This window comes from Campylobacter sp. MIT 12-5580 (assembly GCF_005406235.1).
Taxonomy (GTDB): Bacteria; Campylobacterota; Campylobacteria; order Campylobacterales; family Campylobacteraceae; genus Campylobacter_D.
On sequence record NZ_NXLK01000003.1, the window covers coordinates 1 to 19125 of the forward strand.

At 29.2% G+C, this 19125-nt stretch carries 15 protein-coding genes; all 15 read left to right on the forward strand.

Annotation, left to right across the window (positions count from 1 at the left end):
• Nucleotides 1–161: 161 nt before the first annotated feature.
• The 15 genes from CQA38_RS03610 (at nt 162) to CQA38_RS03680 (ending at nt 19031) form a co-directional block, all read left to right on the forward strand.
• Nucleotides 162–2270: a DUF4422 domain-containing protein gene (locus CQA38_RS03610; RefSeq protein WP_283202091.1), complete on the forward strand. Its 2109-nt coding sequence runs from the start codon at nt 162–164 to the stop codon at nt 2268–2270.
• The gene (locus CQA38_RS03615) at nt 2263–3198 is read left to right on the forward strand and encodes a class I SAM-dependent methyltransferase (protein ID WP_137632639.1); all 936 of its coding nucleotides are present in this window, start codon (nt 2263–2265) and stop codon (nt 3196–3198) included. Before CQA38_RS03610 ends, CQA38_RS03615 begins: the two co-directional genes overlap by 8 nt.
• 51 nt (nt 3199–3249) lie before the next feature.
• A complete protein-coding gene (locus CQA38_RS09315) occupies nt 3250–4812 on the forward strand; it encodes a hypothetical protein (protein ID WP_212741813.1) in 1563 nt (520 codons plus the stop codon).
• Complete coding sequence (locus CQA38_RS03625; protein WP_137632640.1) at nt 4793–6073, forward strand: glycosyltransferase family 8 protein; 1281 nt, start codon at nt 4793–4795, stop codon at nt 6071–6073. The genes CQA38_RS09315 and CQA38_RS03625 overlap by 20 nt, the downstream gene beginning before the upstream one ends.
• Before the next feature lie 2 nt (nt 6074–6075).
• Nucleotides 6076–8994, forward strand: a complete 2919-nt coding sequence (locus CQA38_RS03630) for an ATP-grasp fold amidoligase family protein (RefSeq protein WP_137632641.1) — start codon at nt 6076–6078, stop codon at nt 8992–8994.
• Complete coding sequence (locus CQA38_RS03635; RefSeq protein ID WP_137632642.1) at nt 8981–10078, forward strand: histidinol-phosphate transaminase; 1098 nt, start codon at nt 8981–8983, stop codon at nt 10076–10078. Before CQA38_RS03630 ends, CQA38_RS03635 begins: the two co-directional genes overlap by 14 nt.
• 59 nt (nt 10079–10137) lie before the next feature.
• Complete coding sequence (locus CQA38_RS03640; RefSeq protein ID WP_137632889.1) at nt 10138–11304, forward strand: histidinol-phosphate transaminase; 1167 nt, start codon at nt 10138–10140, stop codon at nt 11302–11304.
• Nucleotides 11305–11323: 19 nt separating this feature from the next.
• The gene (locus CQA38_RS03645; protein WP_137632643.1) at nt 11324–11956 is read left to right on the forward strand and encodes an HAD-IB family hydrolase; all 633 of its coding nucleotides are present in this window, start codon (nt 11324–11326) and stop codon (nt 11954–11956) included.
• 12 nt (nt 11957–11968) lie between these two features.
• A complete protein-coding gene (locus tag CQA38_RS03650; RefSeq protein ID WP_137632644.1) occupies nt 11969–14146 on the forward strand; it encodes an alpha-2,3-sialyltransferase in 2178 nt (725 codons plus the stop codon).
• 78 nt (nt 14147–14224) lie between these two features.
• Entirely contained in the window at nt 14225–15829 is a 1605-nt protein-coding gene (locus CQA38_RS03655; RefSeq protein WP_137632645.1) for an aldolase catalytic domain-containing protein, read from the forward strand.
• Nucleotides 15826–16548 (forward strand): acylneuraminate cytidylyltransferase family protein, encoded by a 723-nt coding sequence (locus CQA38_RS03660; RefSeq protein WP_212741814.1) that lies wholly within the window; start codon nt 15826–15828, stop codon nt 16546–16548. Before CQA38_RS03655 ends, CQA38_RS03660 begins: the two co-directional genes overlap by 4 nt.
• Nucleotides 16549–16598: 50 nt before the next feature.
• Nucleotides 16599–17057: a hypothetical protein gene (locus CQA38_RS03665; RefSeq protein WP_170999465.1), complete on the forward strand. Its 459-nt coding sequence runs from the start codon at nt 16599–16601 to the stop codon at nt 17055–17057.
• An 11-nt stretch (nt 17058–17068) separates the two neighbouring features.
• Nucleotides 17069–17266: a hypothetical protein gene (locus tag CQA38_RS03670; protein ID WP_137632647.1), complete on the forward strand. Its 198-nt coding sequence runs from the start codon at nt 17069–17071 to the stop codon at nt 17264–17266.
• Nucleotides 17263–18129 (forward strand): class I SAM-dependent methyltransferase, encoded by an 867-nt coding sequence (locus tag CQA38_RS03675; RefSeq protein WP_137632648.1) that lies wholly within the window; start codon nt 17263–17265, stop codon nt 18127–18129. The genes CQA38_RS03670 and CQA38_RS03675 overlap by 4 nt, the downstream gene beginning before the upstream one ends.
• Before the next feature lie 137 nt (nt 18130–18266).
• Nucleotides 18267–19031 (forward strand): TSUP family transporter, encoded by a 765-nt coding sequence (locus CQA38_RS03680; RefSeq protein ID WP_137632891.1) that lies wholly within the window; start codon nt 18267–18269, stop codon nt 19029–19031.
• The last annotated feature ends 94 nt before the right edge of the window (nt 19032–19125 follow it).

Consider the following 19125-nt stretch of genomic DNA (forward strand, 5'->3'; position numbering starts at 1 on the left):
ACAAAAAGTCAATAAAATAGCCACTGAACAACTTCCATTATCATTTACAAGCCATTTTGTAGTTTGAAAATGCTGATTTTCAATACAAAAGGGAAAATTCACTTCAAGATATTGAAGATAAAGCTAGTTTTAGCCATTCAAACCCCAATACAAAAATAAAAATCCTAGTAGGCTATCACAAACCAGCCGTTTTGCTTAAAGATGAAATTCTTACTCCTATACACTTAGGTAGAGCTTTAGCTACGCAGTCTTCTAAAGATGGAGAAATGTCTAAAGAAGATTATGAGTGGATGTGTGAAAATATGATAGGAGATGATACAGGAGAAAATATTTCTCATCTTAATAGATATTTTTGCGAACTTACTGGAATTTACTGGGCTTGGAAAAACTATGATAAGTTGGGTAATCCTGGTTATATTGGGTTTATGCACTATAGGAGGCATTTTATTTTTGCTGAAGGAGAAAAAGAATTTTCTTCTGAGTATAGCTTAAATTTTGATTTTCCAGATAAAGATTATATAAGTGCAATAGGACTGAAACCAAGTATAATTCATGGAGTTATAGCAGGTTGTGATTTGGTTCATCCAACTCTTTATAAATATGAAAAAAGTGTTTATGAGCAATTTAAAGATTTAGAGGATTCCCATTATTGTATGGATTTTTCAATTTGGGATAAATCTATTCAAATTCTTCATCAAGAGTATCCGGATTATAGTGATGCTTTAAATGAATATTTAAAATCTAATTATCATATTTGGTTTAATAGTTTTATTATGACACGACAGCTGTTCTTTGAATATTGTGAGTTTATTTTTAAAATAATTTTTAAAATTTATCAACAAATTAATCTAGATAATCAATTAATGTCTTTTCAATCCCAAAGAATTTTAGCTTTCATTGCGGAGCGTTTTTTTGGAGTTTTTGTGACAAAACATAAAAATGAGTTAAAAATAAAAAAATATCCATTATCTCAAATTCATAATACAAATATTTACAGACAAGTTACTCCAGCTTTTCAAAAAAATAATATACCTATAGTATTTTCTATTGATTCAAATTATATAAACTATTTAGGAGTTTGCATATATTCAATAATCAAAAATTCTTCTCCAAGTTACTGTTATGATATATGCATATTGCACTCAAATTTAAATAAAGATACAAGAAGTAAAATTTCATTTCTAAAACAAGATAATGTCAGTATTCGTTTTATTGACATTTCCGAATTTGCTCACAATCAACAATTTTATACAGGTGATTCGCATTTTAGCGAAGCTACTTATTATAGGTTTTTTGTTCCTTCTCTTTTTAGTGCTTATGAAAAACTTATTTATCTTGACTGCGATATGATAGTTTTAAAAGATATTAGCAAACTTTATGAAACTGATATAACAAATTATGTTTTTGCAGCGACTAAAGAAATTGGCATGTCTTATTATTTAAATCTTTACAAAAATAAAAAAGATGATTTTTACTTAAATTTTGTTCAAACAAAAATGCAAATGAAAAACCCTCTTAATTATTTTCAGGCTGGATTGTTGCTTTATAATATACCAGAGTGCATAAAACAAAATTTTGTTCAAAAATGTCTTGAATGCTTAAAAAGACTCAAAAATCCCCCAACTGTTGATCAAGATGTTTTTAATGCTGTATTTGAAGGTAAAGTTAAATTTCTATCTCTTAAGTGGAATTGTGCATGGCATGTAAAAGTACTTCGAGAAAATTGTGACAATGTCTTGCCTCATAATACGCTTCTTGAATACAATGAAGCCTTAAATGATCCATATATTATACACTACTGCGATAGTGTAAAGCCGTGGTCTCATCCTCATTTGTTAAAAGCTGATATTTGGTGGCATTATGCAAGACAAACTCCTTTTTATGAGGAGATATTGTTTTATAATGTGCGAGGGGGCAAACCTTGTGGAGCCGTAGAAAGAGTAAAATCTCAATTATCATACAAATTGGGGTATGCTATGATAAATTCTAAAAATATAATAAAGATTATATTGCTTCCTTTTGTTCTAATTGGATTAGCTTTCCAATATAAGAAAGATAGAGCCCGTTACGAATCGCTAATAAGAGTAAATCACAATCTAAAACTTCCAAAACTTGATGATTATAAGGATTACAAAGAGAGCTTAAAAGTAAAAAAACATTTATCTTATATGTTGGGAAATGCCCTCATTAAAAATCCTTTTACTTTCTTATTTAAGATTCGTAGAATAATCAATGATTTTAATAAAAACAAGGAGGCAGTAGATGAGTGAAACAATTTTATCACAGTATTCTGAAATGCATATTAGTCAAAGAGAATTTATTATTAAAGAGATTCAAAGGTATAAACCTAAAAAAATTTTAGAACTTGGTATTGCTGCTGGAGCAAATAGTGTTTTGGTGTTGAAGTATCTAGAAGAAAATGAACTCTTAGATGAAGTAAGATTACACTCTGTAGATTTTAGCACATTTTATTATAGAGATTTAAATGATTTAAATATGATGAAAAATCCTAGATTATCTGGTTTTTTGGTTGATGAATTAGTTCCTCATTTAAGAAAATACTGGAATTTATATACTCCTGGATTAGTTGCTAAACATCTTGATGAAATTGGCAAAGATATTGATTTTGTGATTTTAGATACTGCGCATAGTCTTCCTGGAGAATTGCTTGATTTTTTAATGATATTACCATATCTATCTAAAAATGCAGTAATTTGCATGGATGATTTAATGTTTCATGTGTGGTATAACAAGCAAGGAATTGTATGTAATTTGCTCTATCTTTTATTTAAAGGAGAAAAAACCCTTCCTTGTGATTCCTTTAATAGACCTTTTTTTCAAAATGTTGGATCTTGTATGCTAGCTGATGGTCAGCTAGAGCATATAAATTTATTAACTTTTTTTAAGGCTTTAACAATACCTTGGGTATATATGCCAAATATCGATGATTTAGAGATATTTAAGCAACATATTTTAAGGCACTACGGAATGAAATATGTTGAAGCTTTTGAAGAAATTGTGAAAATACAAGAAAAGTGGTTTAGAGAAAGTGAAAACCAAAGACAAGAATATTTAAAACAACAAATAGAATTTAGCAATAGTTTAAAAATTAAAGAACATCTTTCTTACAAATTAGGACAAGCTTTAATCAAAGCTTACAATAACCGCTGGGGGGGGGCTTATCAAAATGCCATTTGAGTTGCTAACAATTATAAAAAATCACAAAAATAAGCAGGGAAAAAATAGATAATGAGTGGTATAAAAAATATTGTATTGTTGGGTGGGAGTAATTCTATCATTGTTGATGGACTACAAAAAGGACTTAAACAAAACAATATTAAATTGAGCAATTTGGCTGTTGGCTCGACAACTTCTATTCAAAATTTTTACGAATTAAAGAGACTTAAAAACAAGGATATTATAAATAATGCAGATTTAATTATTACCGAGAGCAATCAAAATGAAATTGGTTCTTTTCATAATTCTCGTGAAGCAATTCCTTTTAATATTATTTTTAGAAATTTAAACTGGTTTTATAAAGAACTTTATTTTTTAAATAAAAAAGTATTAGTTATACTTTTTCCACTCAATGAGCAAGCTATAAACAATATTCATAGAAAGCTATGTAAACAATATGGATTTAATATCATTGATTTACAATTTTACTACGATAATAATCAAATTACTATAGAAACTATGGATAATATCCATCAATTTAATTTTATTACAAGGGAGCTTGGCGAAAACATAGTTAAGCATATAAAGGATTTTAAATATCCTAGAAAAGATAAAAATTTATATAATGATAATCCTCAATTTGATATTGTTAGTGCGCAGGATATGATTGTTGTGGAAGGGAGCTTAACTATAGATACTCTTAAAAATTCAATGTATGAAGAAAGGGTTTGCAAAATAGACGAAACTGTAAAATTAAAATTTCCTTTAAAATTCAAAAATTATTATCCAATTGCTATACATACATGGAATGGCGGAATAAAAAATGCACATGGAGTAGAAGGAGGATTAAATTATTCTAGTATGACTTTGTGCAATAAAGACAGTCTTATTGTCAAAGAAAGTAATTTTTTAAATAATGTTTTAGAAATTCACAAAAGTAATTTTCAAATCGACGAAAATACATTACTTTATTATAATCAAAAAGAAGAAACCACAGAATATTTTATCTCGGCATGGAGTTATCATCCTAATTCAAATAAACTTTCATATCTCAATTTGATTGCAGTCTTTGTCGCAAAGAATAATGGAAATTTTTATACTCAGTGTCCGAGTTTAGATGAACTAAGAAATGAAAATATTGAAATTCTCAATGAATACAATTTTAACTGGATTATACCTCCTATTAAAAAATATGAAGGAATAATAGCAGAGTATTGCAAAATGTTGCGATTGGTGCCTATTAATTCCCAACAAGTAATGACAAGTAATGAAAAAATATTAGGGGCTAAGGATCGTGTTAAAAGCCATTTGGCTTATAAATTAGGTGCTGCTATGATTTTCAATTCAAAAAGTATATTGGGTTATATAAGAATGCTTTATGTACTAAGTTATATAAAAGAAAGACACAAACAAGACTTAGATTTAAATTCAAATTTAAAATTACCAAAATTAGAAGATTATGCTGATTATAACGAATCTTTAAAAATTAAAGAGCAGCTCTCCTATCAATTAGGGCAAGCTTTAATTAAAGCTTACAATAACCGATGGGGGGGGGGGCTTATCAAATTTTTATTCTGGGATATTTATAGCATAAAGAAAAAATATAGGAGAAAAAATGTTTCACATAGTATTTAATACAGACGAAGGTTATCTTAAGTATGCAGCTGTTTTAGCAACAAGCATAGTAAAAAATACTAATTCAAATAAAAAATTTGAAGAATTTTTTAAGCAAAATGGATGTAGTTGCGAAATAGAAAAATATACTAAATTGCATTATAACTCTTTAAATGAAGAAGATAAAGAAGAAGGATATGTATTTCATATTTTAATTGACAATATAAGTCAAGAAAATCAAAAAAAAATAGAACAACTAGAACAATCACTTAATGATTGCTATTCATATCCTTGTAAGTTTGTTATTCATTTAATTGATGATAGATTTTTTAAAGATTGTTCTAGAACTGGTCCAGCGATTAATAACCTTGCAACTTATTATCGCTTAAGAATTGCATCTATTTTATCTGAAATAAAGACTTGCCTTTATTTAGATGTGGATATGCTAGTTTCTTGTGATATTAGAGAGCTATTTACAATTGATTTGCAAGAAAAGATTGGCGGAGTTGTCTATTATACGAATGACATTACCATACATTTTGATCCTATAAAAAAAGATAAAGAAAGATTAGTTTATATGGGAAAATATTTTAATTCCGGTTTTATGCTTATGAACTTAGAACGATGGAGAAAAAAACAAATTGAAGAAGTATGTTTTAACTTTATAAAAAACTATTATTTATCAACATCGCCAGATGAATTTGTTCTTAATGTGGCAATCAATCATGAAAATTTTATGGAAATGCCTTTGGAATATAATTTTGCTATCATGTTTAACTATATTGGCAGTATTGCTTTTACTACAATAAGTGTAGATAGAGCAAAGCAAGCTTATAAAAATATTAAAATAGCTCATCTTACAGGTATGGGGCTTATAGTAAAACCATGGGTATCGTTTTATGCCAGCTTAGTTGTAAATTGCCAACCTTTACATTATGAATATTATGATAAATGGTGGTTTGAAGCACTTGAAACCCCTATATTTAATAAAGAATTGCAAAAAATATATAACGAGATTACAAACAATGCATTAGAAATTTATAGCAAGACAATAGGAAATAAAATACAGCAACTTGAAAATCGTATTGTCGCATTTGAAACGAACAATTATGAGCGTAGTGTAGAATCCATAAAAAAAGAAGTAAAAGAACATCTTTCCTACAAATTAGGACAAACCTTAATTAAGGCTTATAATAATCGCTGGGGGGGGGGGCTTATCAAAATGCCATTTGAGTTGCTAGTAGTTATAAAAAATCACAAAAATAAGTGGAGAAAAAAATAAAAATGCAAAATGTAAATATTAGGTATATCGATGATTTAAAAAATAATTTTTTTGTAAGAAAAATTGCTTCTGATTCTATAACTTTAGTCTTTTTTGTTAATAATGATGAAATACTTGAGTTGGCGGTAACAATTCAAAGTATTGTTGAAAATTTTGGCGATAAAGAAAAAATTCTTGACATAATAGTATTTTCAAATTGCTTTCCATTGAGATATTGGCAAATGTTTTTAAATATGCAAAATGGTAAAAATAATCTTTCACTAAGAGTGTTTATAAGTCACAATATAAGTTTGAAGAAGAATTTTTTATCATATTTAAACACAGAATATAAAGATTTTATGTATCTAAGCCATAATTTTATATTAGAAGAGGATGTATTTTCAATTTATCAAAAACATATTACTAACACGACAAATTTTGCAATACAAACAAAACTTTCAAATTTAGATTACAATATAAATGATAACAATCTTGATTCATCATGGTGGCAATACGCCAAAAAAACACCATTTTACGAGCTCTGTCTTTTTAAATTTATGTTTAATTTATATATTGCAGATAAGAATTTAGATATTTCTAAATTCTTACTTTCATCTCATGATAGCTTTTCTTATCTAGCTCATTTTGACAATTTTTATTTTGATTTTGAAGATTTAGCACAAGATCAAAGACGTGAAGTGCATATTGTTTATATGTGTGACAAAAAACAAAGCTCTATAAAAAAATGTGCTGTTTCTATGCTTTCTGTTTTAGAGAATAAAAATGAAAAAGATTTTATTCATTTTTATTTTATTATAGATGAAGGTTTTAAGGAGACAAATACGGCTTGTTTGGATTTTTTAAACACAAAGCATTCTACCTTAACTTTTTTAAAGGTAAATTCTAGTGATTTTGAATTGTATAAAAGTACTACTCAAAGAAAAAATATGCCTATTAATGCGTATTATCGTTTGGCTATACCTTGGCTTTTACCGCATTTGGATCGAGTTATTTATTTGGATTATGATTCTGTAGTGCTTGATAGTTTGTGGGAACTTTATAATTTGGATATTTCGCAGTATTATCTTGGTGTTGTTGATGATGCTTGGAAGTATTTTAGGTATAAAGAGATGATGCACCTGCAACCCGAATCAAGACACTATAATTCAGGAATGCTTTTATTTAATGCAAAAAAATGGCGTGATGAAAAAATAGATGAAAGACTAAAAGAATTTTCCTTACTTCACAAAGATGTTTTTGTTCTAGCTGATCAATTTTTAATAAATGCCGTTTTAAATAAAAATATCCGTTTTATTCATTTTAAATACAATCTTCAGCTTTCTAGAATTGAAATTGGAGAAAGAGTTGAGTTTGATGATTTAAACGAACTTAAAATAGCAAAAGAAAATCCAGTTATCATTCATTTTAATCTAGGAAAAGCTTGGCAACTTAATGCATGCTTAAATCCTTTCTTTTTTAAATGGTGGGAATGTGCGAGAAAATTGCCATTTTATACAGATATTTTAGTTAATGCCGTAAAAGATTCTGTTCTTGAACATTATTCTTTTGAATACAAAGTACATGAAGGTGCAGTTCAAAGGATAAAAGATCAGCTTTCATATAGACTTGGCTCTACGCTTATTAAAGGTGTTAAAAGCCCTATGAAATGTATAATTCTTCCATATTCTCTTATTAAAACGATAAAGGAATACCAAAGATATAAAAAGCAAAATCATGCAATACCTTTACCACCATTAGAAGTATATGCAGATTATGAAGAAGCTTTGAAGGTTAAAAATCATCTTTCTTATAAAATAGGCTCTTTGATTTTAAATGCCCATAAGAAAGGTATTATCGGTTATATATCTTTACCTTTTGCCCTTATTCAGTCTAGCAAAGAACATAAAAATGCCTCCTTATCTAAACATAGTTTTGTTGAAAACAATATCAGGACACAAAAAGAGTTTAGTTTAAAAGATGATGAGCTTTTTCTTACTCAAAGACATAAGCAAATTTTTGGCTATATTCCTAATTTTAAATTGCCTCAAACCTTTAATGAAAAAATTATCTCAAGGATGCTTTATGATAGAAGTCCAGTATATATAGCTTTGGCTGATAAAATAAAAGCAAGGATTTATATAGCAGCTACTTTAGAGCAAGAACAAAAGACATTTTTGGCTAGTGATGTTCATATTTTTTCATCAAATTCCCCTCTTTTTGAACCCATTGATTCTTTAGAAACCTTGCTATTTAGAACCAATGAGTGTAAATATTTGCCAAAGCTATATGGAATTTATAAAAATGCTTATGATATAGACTTTGAACAACTTCCAAACAGCTTTGTTTTAAAAACCAATCATGATAGCGGTGGAGTGGTGATAGTAGAAAATAAAAAAGAATTCTTAAGAGATGTAGAAAAACTTACTCAGTCTCTAAAAAAACTTCAATGGCATTTAAATAGAAATTATTATGATTTTGCAAGGGAATGGCAATATAAAGATATAGAGCCAAGAATTTTAGCTGAAGAATTATTGTTAAATAATGATAAGCCAGCAGATACTTATAAAATTCATATTTTCGATCAGGATGATATGAAAAATAATTTTTTTCAAGTTACAACAGATCGATTTGATAATTATCAAAGAGCAATGCTTGATAGTGCTTGGAATTTGGCTCCATTTGGCATAACTTATGATAATTCCAAAATCACAAAAATCCCCAATAAACCACAAGCTCTTGAAACAATGCTAAATCTTTCTTTAAAACTTGCTAAACCATTTGATTATGTAAGGGTTGATCTGTATCAAAATGCAAATAAAATTTATATAGGAGAGCTTACTTTTACTCCGGGTGCAGCAGGCGAAAGAATTATCCCAAATGAATGGGATAAAAAACTTGGAGATTTATGGAAATTTAAAAGGCTAATTGATGAAAGCAAATAAAAATATTCAAGAACTTTCACCTTATGTTTCAATCCCTCATAAAGTATGGGATATAGAAAACAAAAAAGGTGTTTTAAAGCTTGATTGGAACGAAGCCACAATACCACCATCGCCAAAAGTTTTTCAAGCAATTCAATCTTTTTTAAAAGATAATTTTTTAAATTGGTATCCAAATACCAACAATATTTCATTGCTAGAATCTTTGGCAAAATACTGCAGAGTAAGCATTGAAAATATACAAACTTTTGCAAGTTCTGATGCGGCTCATGAGTTTATTCTTTCTGTTTTTTTAGAAAATAGTGATAAAATAGCCATAATAAGCCCAACTTATGATAATTTTAGAGCCAGAGCGCAGGGTATAGGAATAAAAACTTTACCCTTTATGCTAGATGCAGATTTTGAACTTAATTTTGAACTTCTTAATAAATTCATAATCACAAACAATATAAAGTGTGTTTATATTTGCAATCCTAATAATCCTACTGGAAAAGCTTATGATAAAGAAAAATTAACAAAATTACTACAAGATTTTGAACAAGTGCTTTTTATTATTGATGAAGCTTATTATGAATTTTATGGCACTAGTATGCAGGATTTGGTTCAACAATATAAAAACATCATTATAACAAGAACTTTTTCTAAAGCCTTTGCTTTAGCTGGACTTAGAATAGGCTATGTTATTTCTCATAGTGAAAATATTTTAGCTTTAAATAAATTAAGAAACCCAAAAAATGTTAATGCCTTAGCACAAGTAGCAGCTATAGCAGCTTTAAATGACTTAGAATACACTCAAAATTATATTAATGAAGTAAAACTAGCAAGAAAGGAATTTATAACTAGTATGGACTTAGTTATGGGGGGGGGGCTTGCCCATGGATCCGTAACTAATTTTGTTTTGATGAGAAATGAGAATACGACTCTTTTCGTGAATTACTTGGAACGAGATGGTATTTTTATACGCAATTATTCTCACATCATTGCAAATCATTGCCGTATTAGTATAGGAACAAGAAAGCAGATGGGATTAGTTGCTCAAAAGATACAAGAATTTATAACTCAACAAGGAGGAAACTTACCTTGTTAGCTATATTTTTCGTGAAAAAATCAATTATTTTCACGCTTTTATTATTGAAAGAAATTGTAATGATAGAGCTTAACGAGCAAGAAAAAAGACTTGCTGCAAAGATTAAAAGACTAAAAGAATCTTCTGGAAGTCATAGTCCAAGCATTTTTACTATAGCCCAAAAACTACCAGAATTGCAAATCAAAGTTGATGCTTGTTTTTTATCTAATCCTTATGCAACAGAACTTTTTTTAAATTATCTCAAAAAGGATTTGATTGATAGTGGCAAATTAAGAGATGTTTTGGAGTTTTATCCTTCTCAAAATAGTGTTATTGCAGATGTTATTGCCCAATATCTAAACATAGATGCTGAAAATATTTTTATAGGTAATGGCGCTATAGAAATCATTCAAGCTGTTTTGCATAATTTTGTTGGGAAAAAATTAATCGTAAATATCCCTACATTTTCATCATATTACGAATTTGTAAGAGCTGATACGCAAGTGCTTTACTTCCAACTCTTAAAGGAAAAACAATATGCCTTAGATATTGAGCGATATATAAAATTTGTTAAAGATAGCAAGGCTGATAGTATTGTAATCATTAATCCAAACAACCCAGATGGTGGATATATTAATTATGAAAATTTAAGATATATACTTACAGAACTCAAGCACTTATCAAATATTATACTTGATGAATCCTTTATACACTTTGCTTATGAAAACAAGCAATATGATCTTGTTCAAACCGAGCAACTTTTTAAAGAATTTCCAAATCTCATCATTATAAAAAGTATGTCAAAAGATTTTGGTATAGCAGGGATTAGATCAGGCTATGGCATAATGAGCAAGGATAAAGTTGCTTCATTGCTTCATAATGGCTATTTATGGAACTCTTCTGGATTGAGCGAGTATTTTTTTAGGCTTTATGTCCAAAAATATTTTTTACAAGAATATGAAAAAATAAGAAAAAAATACATTAGCCAAACCCAAGTGTTTTACAACAATCTTTCGAAAATTCAAGCTATAAAAGTATATCCAAGCATGAGTAATTTTGCTTTAGTTGAATTGCTTGATAAAAGTACGAGTGCTGATTTTGTTACAAAAATGCTTGTTAAATACGGCATATATACTCGAACTTGTAATGACAAAATAGGTTTAGATGGCGAATTCGTAAGAATTGCAAGTAGAACATATGAAGAAAATGAAATTATATCAAATGCAATGAAAGATTTGTTTTTATAAAAACTAAAAGGTGTATATTATGGATAAAAAGATTTTAGCTTTATTTGATTTTTGTGAAACTTTACCAAATTTTCAAACACTTGATAGCTATCTTCCTATGGCAGGTGCTTTAAATCCAAACTATACGGAAGAAAAAAATATGAAAAGAAGAAAAGAATATCAAGAAAAAGGAATGATATACCCGCGATATGAGCATTTGATAGATTTTCCTATTAGTGAGGCTAAAAAGCTTGCTAGACATTTTATTTATGAAGAAGTTTTGCCCAAGTTAAATCGAAATATCTTACAAAAACTTTTCTATCATCAAGATAATGGACACACCATAGCAATAGTCTCTGGAGGGCTTGAGATATATATTAAAGAATTTGCCAAAATTTATAATATCGAGCATGTTGTAGCAGTAGCTTTGGAAACTATAGATGAAAAACTAACAGGAAATATAGATGGGATTCATACTATGCAAGAAAGAAAACTTTACAAGCTTGATCAAATGCTTGATTTAAAAAAATATGATTTAAAAAATTCATATGCTTATAGTGATTGTGTAAGTGATATTCCACTTCTTTCTTTAGTGGGTAATGCTAATGTTGTTGAATGCGGTAAGGATTTGCAATGGGCAAAAATACTAGGATATCAAATATTAGCACAATAAAAAGGGCAAATAATGAGTGAAGCAATACAAGATTTTTTAAATGAACTTAAAGATTGGCAAGCAAATTTCACAATACAAGAATATGAATTTGAAAAATATGATTGTGAAATAGCACAAATAACAAGAATGCAGAATAATAATGATATAGATGGGCTTGTGAATTTTTGGAATGAAAAGGTAAAGCAAGAATATTTTGAAATCAAACATCCTTTGTATAATGATGTGGTTTTAAGAGCGGTTTTTTCTAGTAAAGAACCCTTGTTAGAAAATTATGTATTTTTAATTGACAAAGAGAATAAATATCCATGCTTATGGCTACAGGCTACTCATTGTATAAATGCTATTGTAGTAGAAAAAAGAATATTTGTGATAAAAGAACCATGGAATGATAACACTGCACTAACCTGGGCTAAGTTAATGATGATACGCTTTGCTAAGGAAAATATTATAAATTTATATCATCACGATATTGCTTTTGCATTTACTTTAAAAAATACTCGTCCATGGCATTTTTTTTCTGAGAAAATGTATGTTATACAGCATTTGGATCCAAACAATAAATTAGTAGAATCTACGCATTCTTTTTTTACTCCCAAACAACTCAAATCTATCGCAAAATCTAAAATAAAAGACTTTGTTCTCTTCTATCCATCGGCTATACCTATGTTTATGGGTCTATGTTTAAAAGAAGTATATGCAGAGTCTATTCAAGATCGTGAAAAAATAGTCAAAAAAGATAGTTTTAACTATGATTTGATTCTCTGGTTAGGCTTACCCGGAGAAAAAAGAGCATGGTTAGAACAAATCAAAGGTGTAGCTTTGATTCTTAAAAACCTCAGTAAATATTTTAAAACAATCAAAGTCTATGTAGATGGTATGACGGCTTATGATGGACAAAGAGTGGATTTTCCAGAAAATAAAGTTTTATTTCATCAAGTAATAAAAGCCACTAAAGAAGCTTTTGCTAACTTGAAATATGATCTAAGTTTAGATGAGCTTAATAATGATGTGATAAAACAACATACAAATTTAAACAATAACTCAAATGAGTTTTATTATGCCAAAGACAATAAAGTAAATTTATGCACGGGGGGGGGGCATTGTGAATCTTTCATTTATGATGTTGATGAATTACAAAACTTAGAGCAAGAACAAAGTGAAGAATTTAAAAAGCTTAGTTTGTTTTTTAATCCAAATACTATTAACTCAAATAATGATACTTCAAGCAATGCTTTAAACTCAAATAGCAATAAAAACTCAACACTCATAGTCTTTAAATCCCTAGTAGGATATGATTACAGAAGTAAGATTTGTTTTTGCGATGATTGTGATATGGTAGTATGTGAAGGTGGAACAGCTACAATTGTGCCAACTTTTTTATGCAATAAACCAAGCGTATATTATTATGGTGATAAAAGAATGTTATGGTCGCAAAATTCAAAAAGTGTCAGCGAAAAATATGTTTTGATTGTAGAGTCTAGCCCCTTTTTTCACTGGAATAGTTTCCACATCCCACCCCAACACCTCTACAATCTCACAGCTGAAGTCTTAGAAGAGCTAGCCAAAGATGATAAGCTTAAAGGCTATAAAAATGGAGTTGATGGCAAAGGCAATAAACTCATTATGCATAGACTTAAAGTTCCTCCAGTTGAACTTACAGCTAAACAATATGAACTTGAACAAAAAACAAAGATAGATATTTCACTTGAAAATGTAGCTCTTTATACTGAACTCGAAAAAAAGATCAGTGCTTTAAACACTACTATGCAAGATCAAAATACCCAAGATCAACTTCATATCCTAAACCATCAAGTTCAAAGAGGAAAAGCAAAAGATAGAATTCGCAATCACTTAGCTTACAAGCTAGGACAAGCTTTAATTACTTGTTCAAAGTCTTTCTTTGGTTATGTAAAAATACCTTTTGTATTAAGCTATATCAAAACACAACATAAATTTCATAATGAAAAATATCAAAAAGTCATCATAAACGATCCAAGCTTAAAACTTCCTGCTCTTGAAACTTATCCAGATTACAAAGAAGCTTTAAAAGAAAAAGAATGCTTTACTTATAAGCTAGGATCAGCACTCATGTATGCTGATAAGACTTGGTATAAGGGAGGCTATATCTGGTTTTATTTTGAGGCAAAAAGACTAAAGGCTGAGTTTATAAATAAGAAATTTGAGTATTAGTTAAATAAAGTAAGTGATTTTTTTAAGTTAAATATACGACAAATAAAAAGAAGTATAGAAAAGGATGATAAATAAGAAATGAGACCAAGTGTAAAAATTCTAGATTGTACCTTGCGTGATGGTGGCTATATTAATAATTGGGAATTTAAAGATTCTCATATTGTCAAAATTCTCAATGCTCTAAATCTTGCAAAAATTGACATTATTGAATGTGGCTATCTTAGCAACAAAACTACAAAAACACATGATTGCACACTTTTTCAAAATTTGCAAACATTAAAATATTTTACTCAAGAACTTTCGCCAAAAATTCAAAAAGTTGTAATGATAAATTTAGGAGACTTTGATATAAGCTCCCTTCCTAAAAGAGATAAGTCTATAATTGATGGTATAAGACTAGCCTTTCACAAAGAAAACTTGCAAACTGCTCTTATTCAAGCAAAAAGTCTAAAAAAACTTAATTATAAAGTATTTTTTCAACCAATGATAACAAAACGCTATAGTGATTTAGAATTTTTACATATGATTGAGGAGGTTAATAAGCTAAATCCATACGCTTTTTACCTCGTTGATAGTTTTGGATCAATGAATTTGAAAGAATTTATGCGTTATTTTATCCTTGCTGATAATAATCTTGATAAAAACATTTCCCTAGGTTATCATTCTCATAATAATATGCAACTTGCTTTTTCAAATGCGATTTTTCTTTGCTCGCAAAATCTTAAAAGGGAACTTATTATAGATTCTAGTATTTATGGTATAGGACGTGGTGCTGGTAATCTAAATACTGAACTTATCGCTGATTTTTGCAATAAAGAATTAGAAAGACATTATAACATAATGCCACTTTTAGAAATTATTGATAACCTTTTACAAACTCTTATGTCAAAGCATTCTTGGGGATTTTCTCCCTCGCAATACCTTTCTGCTTCATTAAATTTACATCCAAATTATGCAAGTTATCTTACAAGGAAAAATACAAATAATGTAAGTATTTTAAAACAAATTTTAGAAAAAATTCCAGAATCCAAAAAATCAAGTTTTGATAAGAATTTAATCCAAAAACTTTATATAGATTTTTTGCTAGAATCTGCCGCGCCTATTAAGCAACCTTTTTATTTACCACAAGATAAGAAAATTTTACTTATTGCTCCAGGCAAAAGCACTGAAGAATACAAAGAACTTATATATAAAAAAATACAAAGCAAAGAATATTGCGTAATAGCTCTTAATCATCTTTCAAACTTTCCTTGTGATTACTATTTTTTTAGCAATCAAAAACGTTATGATGCATTTAGTACTTTCTTAAAACCCCATAAAACACTCATCACTAATAATCTCAAAACACACACTCCTAATGAGGAATTAGGAGGTATTATAGATTTTGCAAAGCTTGCATTTATTGGAGCTGAGTTTTTCTCAAATGTAAGTGTAATAATATTAAATTTGCTCATTTCACAAGGTTTTAAAAGTACCGAGTTTGCTGGACTTGATGGATATAAATTTGTAGAAGAAAATTATAGTTATGATGAATATGATGTTCAAGTAACACTTGAAAATATTAAGGAGCAAAATACGCTTATGCAAAATGCACTGAGTTTGCTTAAGGAAAAAATTAAAATTTCATTTGTTACTCCAAGTATGTTTGAAGATATAATTGAAAATAAGGAGCCACTTGTATGAAAATGAATAATAAAGAAAAAATAAGTGTATTCTTGCCTTGCCGAAAAGGCTCACAAAGAATTTTAAACAAAAATACACGAACTTTTGGAAATTTTGATTTTGGACTTTTGCAAATAAAATTACACCAGCTTTTAAATGCTCAAAGTGTAGATACAATTTATCTTAGTTCAAATGATGAAGTTGTTTTAGATTTTGCAAAAAGTCTAAAAAATAAAAAGATATTTATCCACAAAAGAAGTGAATATCTATCATCAAATGAAATAATTTTAGATGAACTCATAAATCATGCTTATGAACTCATACAAGAAGGAGAAATTTTATGGACACATACAACTTCTCCATTTTTTACAGCTAAAGATTATGATGAAGCTATTGCTGCTTATTTTGCAAATAAGGACAAGGGTTGTGATTCTTTGATGAGCGTAACTGCTTTACATGGGTTTTTTTGGAATAAACATAATCCTATAAATTATGATAGAAGTATTAAAAAATGGCCATCTACACAAGATACTGAGATTATTTATGAAATCAATAGTGCTATTTTTATCGCAAATGCTGAAATTTATAAAAATAAAAATGATCGCATAGGCGATAGACCTTATTTTTATGAAATAGACAAAATAAAAGGTATGGATATAGACTACAAGGAGGATTTTACCATGGCTGAATATATGCTTTTAAGCAATAAAAACTTGATTGGGGGGGGGGCTTTTAACTAATGCCTTCTTTATATTTGAACTTTCATCAAGCATTCAAAGGGGTGCTTAAGATGATAATAAAGGCATTAATACCTGTTCGTTCAGGCTCTGAAAGAGTTAAAAATAAAAATATAAAACCTTTTGCAGGTAGCTCTTTACTTGAAATAAAAATCAAACAAATGTTAAGAATTAAAGCTCTTGATGGTATAGTCGTAAATTCAAATTGCGATGAAATGCTAGAGATCGCTCACAAACTAGGCGTAGAAACTGTAAAGCGAGATGAGTATTTTGCTCTTTCATTGACGCCAAATGAAGAAATTTATGAAAACTATGCACAAAATATTGATTGCGACACAATAGTTTTTGCAGATTGCACTAATCCTCTTATTAAAGATGAAACTATTATAAGAGCTATTGATACTTATCACTCTTTAGGTTCAAATTACGATAGTTTAGCTACACAAGTAATGCAAAACTTTTTATATATTACAAGGGTAAAAGTACAAATTATGATGAAAATCATAAGCTAAGAAGTCAGGATTTGCCAAATATACTTGCACTTAATTATGCTGTTCATATATTTCCAAGAAAATTTATGGAACAAGAAAGGAGGATAGTTGGATTTCATCTATATTTATTGACAATTGACAAAATAGAAGGCATTGATATAGATGAACCTATAGATTTTGAAATGGCCGAGTTTTTATACAAAAAAAATATACATAAGGAGAAACAATGAAATGTTATTTATGTGGGAGCGCAAATCACCACAAAAGAGAAGGAAAGGTAAGGGATAACCCAAACATTGAAATTTTAGAATGCAATGAATGCGGTTTAGTTTTTTTAGATACTCAAAATACTGATGAGAAATTCTATGCTGAGGGCAATATGCATAATCAGGCTGAGATTTATAAACTTACAGAAAGAACGGATTTTGTCAATGATATGTATCTGTTTAATAAGGCAAGACTTGATTTTTTGCTTGATAAAATTATAGGTAAAAATGTTCTTGATTTTGGTAGTGGCTATGCTGGTTTTTTGCTTCAAGCTCAAAAATTTGCAAAATCAATTACAGGTGTGGAGCTTGAAGAGCAAGTGAAGCCTATCTATGAAAAACACAATATCCCTTTATTAAGAAGCCTAGACGAATGTAAGGGGGGGGGGCATTATGATATTATAACTGCCTTTCATGTTATAGAACATTTAAAAGAACCTATTGATATTTTAAAACAACTTGTTTCTTTACTTCATGATAATGGCAAATTGATCATAGAAGTTCCAAATGCTGATGATGCTTTGCTTACCATCTATAAAAATAAGGCTTTTAGTGAATTTACTTACTGGAGTCCTCATCTTTATCTTTATAACCCACATACCTTGAAAAAACTTGCACAAAAAGCAAATTTAAGGATTGATTTTATCAAATGCATACAAAGATATCCTCTTTCAAACACTTTATATTGGCTTGGTAATAATTTGCCAGCTGGTCAGAAAAAATGGGGGCATTTTTTGGATAACGAGCTTTTACAAAGAGCCTATGAGGACACTCTAGCAAGCTTAGGAGCAACAGATACCTTGATTGCTCAGTTTAGCATAAGCTAGTTTATTATCATAAAAGGAAGCCAAGCATTGCAAAACTTCTTTATAAAATAAGCAGTGAATCATTTTAGTTGTTTATTTTATATCTATATTGGTATTTTTAGTTATAATGCGTCTAAAAAGGATAGAGTGTGGAAAATGTGTTCGAGCTTGCGGGCGTGTATTATGTGATTTTGTTTTTTATCGCTTTGTTTGCTGGTTTTATCGATGCTATAGTTGGTGGTGGTGGGCTTATTACTTTGCCAGCTTTGCTTGCAAGTGGCATACCAGCGCATTTATCTTTGGCTACAAATAAGCTTCAAAGTGTTTTTGGCTCTTTTACGGCGACGCTGACTTATTTTAAGGCAAGGACGATGAAGCATTTGGCTTGGGGCGTTGTTTTTACCGGACTTGGAGCAGGACTTGGAGCGTATATAGTCTTGCTGGTAAATGACAAGCACCTTAAACTCATCATTCTTATCTTTTTAAGCCTTACTTTTCTTTACACTCTTTTACGCCCAAATTTAGGCAAGCACAAAAGCAAGGCTAAGATCAAAAATATCAAAATTTTTCATGTGCTTTGTGGACTTACTTTAGGTTTTTATGATGGATTTTTAGGACCTGGCACAGGTTCGTTTTGGATCTTTGCTTGTGTGGCTTTTTTAGGCTATGATATGAAAAATGCAAGCATTAATACAAAAATTCTTAATTTCTCAAGCAATATCGTTGCTTTGGCGATTTTTTTGTGGCATTATGAGGTGCTTTGGCTTGTAGGATTTTTAATGGGTTTTGCTCAGATTGTGGGGGCATTTTTAGGCTCTAAATTAGTGCTTAAAACGCAAGGCGCTTTTATCAAAAAGCTCTTCTTAATCGTCGTTGGTGCAACTATACTTAAGGTTACTTGGGATTATTTTTCGCAGTTTTGATGAAAAATTATATTTTTTGGTTGAAATTATGGCTTTTATGCTACAATATCACTTTTAATTTTTTAAACTTTTAAAATCAATATTGATTGTGAAG